Origin of the sequence: Nocardioides sp. CPCC 206348 (genome assembly GCF_048654705.1) — a bacterium.
Classification (GTDB): domain Bacteria; phylum Actinomycetota; class Actinomycetes; order Propionibacteriales; family Nocardioidaceae; genus Nocardioides.
Genome location: NZ_JBMCZA010000071.1, coordinates 60,217 through 63,182 on the forward strand (window position 1 = coordinate 60,217; position 2,966 = coordinate 63,182).

4 protein-coding genes are annotated in these 2,966 nt (G+C 69.7%); all 4 read left to right on the forward strand.

Annotation, left to right across the window (positions count from 1 at the left end; all coding sequences use genetic code 11):
* A partial coding sequence (locus tag ACOADB_RS03360; RefSeq protein ID WP_378596516.1) for a hypothetical protein occupies positions 1–257 on the forward strand: 257 nt, incomplete at its 5' end.
* Between the two features lie 145 nt (positions 258–402).
* Entirely contained in the window at positions 403–606 is a 204-nt protein-coding gene (locus tag ACOADB_RS03365) for a cold-shock protein (protein ID WP_056711080.1), read from the forward strand.
* 125 nt (positions 607–731) lie between these two features.
* Positions 732–2,534 (forward strand): M1 family metallopeptidase, encoded by a 1,803-nt coding sequence (locus ACOADB_RS03370; protein WP_378596517.1) that lies wholly within the window; start codon positions 732–734, stop codon positions 2,532–2,534.
* A 22-nt stretch (positions 2,535–2,556) separates the two neighbouring features.
* The coding region (locus ACOADB_RS03375) for an alpha/beta fold hydrolase (RefSeq protein WP_378596518.1) at positions 2,557–2,966 on the forward strand (410 nt) is incomplete at its 3' end.

Genomic DNA, 2,966 nt, shown 5'->3' on the forward strand with positions numbered 1-2,966 from the left:
CTCACGACCCGACGGCCGACGCCCGCCTCCTGACCCGGCGCTGGCAGAGCGACGCCCGGGCACGCAGCGCCGACCCGACGGGGGACGGCAACGTGTTCTCCTGGCACTTCCGGTCGCGCCTGGACATCCACACGGCGGGCGGCGCGCGGTTCCGCTGCGAGAACCTCCGGGCCGGCTGCGCGGGGATGACGCCGGCGTCCGGCGACGGTTGGTCCGGTGACTACGACTTCGTGGCGGGCACGATCAGGGCTCGTTGACCGGCTCCGGACACCCCGCGAGCGGAAAGAATGATGGGCTCGGTTGTGCGCCGATCCTTGCGCTCAGCCACTCCTGCACTACGGTTCTGTGTTAGGGAGCGTTCTAGTCTGGATGTTCCTGCTTTACACAACAAGGAGAAACATCATGGCTCAGGGAACCGTCAAGTGGTTCAACAGCGAGAAGGGCTTCGGCTTCATCGCCCCGGCCGACGGCAGCCCGGACGTTTTCGTCCACTTCTCGGCTATCCAGGGTGACGGCTACAAGTCGCTCGAGGAGAACCAGCAGGTCGAGTTCGACGCTGCGCAGGGCCCGAAGGGTCCGCAGGCGGAGAACGTTCGCCCCGTCTGACTTTCAGATAGCGAAACCCCGGTGCTTCGGCGCCGGGGTTTCGTGTTTTTCGAGTCGGGGACACCATGGGCGGAACGAGCCGGGAGAAACCCCGGTCTTCGACACCGCCTCGATAGGTTGGTGCGGTGCCTCGGTCCTTCACTCCCGATCCCCATTCGTTCGCCCGGCCCAACGAGGTCGTGGTCACCCACGTCGCGCTCGACCTCACCGTCGACTTCGTGTCGCGGTCGCTGACCGGCAGCGCGACGTTCGACCTCGAGCACCGCACGCCCGGTGCCACGGAGCTGGTGCTCGACACGTGGCAGCTCGCCGTCGAGCGCGTGACGGGAGCCGACGGTGTCGCCCTGCCGTACGCGCTCGGCGACCACGACCCGGTCCTGGGCAGTGCCCTGACGGTCGAGGTCGGTACGGCGGACCGGGTGGTCGTGCACTACGCGACGAGCCCGGAGGCTCGCGCCGTCCAGTGGCTGGAGCCCGAGCAGACCGCATCCGGCAAGCCGTTCCTGTTCACCCAGTCGCAGCCGATCCTCGCCCGCACCTGGATCCCGTGCCAGGACAGTCCCGCTGTCCGCGTCACCTACGACGCCACCATCCGGGTGCCTGCGGACCTGCTCGCGCTGATGAGTGCCGAGAACCCGGTCGAGCTGGACTCCTCGGGGACCTACCGGTTCTCGATGCCGCAGCCCGTGCCGTCGTACCTCATCGCCCTTGCGGTGGGCGACCTCGAGTTCCGCGAGATCGGCGAGCGCAGTGGCGTCTACGCCGAGCCGTCGGTCGTCGAGGGTGCCGCATGGGAGTTCGCGGACACCGAGCAGATGATCGGGGCGGCCGAGCGGCTCTACGGCCCCTACCGCTGGGGCCGCTACGACATCCTGGTGCTCCCGCCGAGCTTCCCGTACGGCGGCATGGAGAACCCGCGCCTCACGTTCGCGACGCCCACCATCCTCGCGGGTGATCGGTCACTGGTGACCCTGATCGCGCACGAGCTCGCCCACTCGTGGTCGGGCAACCTCGTCACGAACTCGACCTGGAACGACATCTGGCTCAACGAGGGCTTCACGGTCTACTTCGAGACCCGGATCGACGAGGAGCTGTACGGCGCCGCGTACACCAGCATGCTGCTGCGGCTCGGTCGCCAGGACCTTGCCCGGGCCGTCGCCGACGAGGCCCCGCGCGACACCTGGCTCGAGCTCGACATGGCGGGCCGGGACCCCGACGACGGGCCGACGAAGATCCCGTACGAGAAGGGCTCGCTCTTCCTGCGCCTGATCGAGTCGAAGGTCGGTCGCGAGCGGTTCGACCAGTTCCTGCGCGACTACTTCGACCGCTTCGCGTTCGAGTCGATGGACACCGCCACCTTCCTGGCCCACCTGTCGACCGAGCTGCTGGAGTCGGCCGGGGTGTCGGCCGAGGACCTGCAGCTGGAGGCCTGGGTGCACGGGCCCGGCGTCCCGGACAACGCGCCCGAGTTCACCTCCGACGCCTTCGACCGCGTCGACGAGCAGGCTGCCCTGCTGGTGACGGGTGGGGCGAGCGCGTTGGCCGAGCTCGTCGAGGCTTCCGGTGAGTGGGTCAGCCAGCAGTGGGTGCACTTCGTGCGTGCGCTGCCGGTCGACATCGACCACGCGGTGCTGGCTGCGGTCGACAGCCAGTTCGGCTTCAGCACCAGCGGGAACATCGAGATCGCGACCGCGTGGCTCGAGCTGGCCGCGGAGTCGGGCTACGTGTTCGAGGAGCCTGCCGTCGACGAGGCCCTGGCTGCCTTCCTGACCCGGCACGGTCGCGCGCTCTACATCCGGCGTGTCTACGAGAAGCTCGCCGCCAGCGACCGGGGGCTCGCACGAGCCCGGGAGATCTACGCGATCGCCCGGCCGACGTACCACTCGGTGTCGCAGTCGGTCGTGGACCGCATCGTCGGCGGCCCCTGAGCCCAACTGCCATCATGGCGGGATGCCCGTAGCAACCATCGACGTACCGCGGGGCGAGCTGGTGTTCTCGGTCCGCGACCACCGGCCGGCAGGGGAGTGCCGGGGCGTGGTGCTGGCGCTGCACGGCTGGCCCCAGGACAGCAGGTCGTGGGACGCCGTGGCCGAACGGCTGGTCGCTGCCGGCTATCGCGTCGTCGCACCGGACCTCCGCGGGGCCTCGGCAGGTGCGGCGCCGCGCAGTCGCTGGGCCTACCGCTCCAGCGAGCTGGTCGCCGACGTCGAGGCAGTGCTCGAGTGGATCGGGGAACCCGTCCACCTGGTGGGGCACGACTGGGGGTCGGGTCTCGCCTGGCAGGTCGCGGGGGTGCGGCCGGAGCTGGTGCGGACGCTCACGGCGGTCTCGGTCCCGCATCCCGGAGCGTTCGCCAGGTC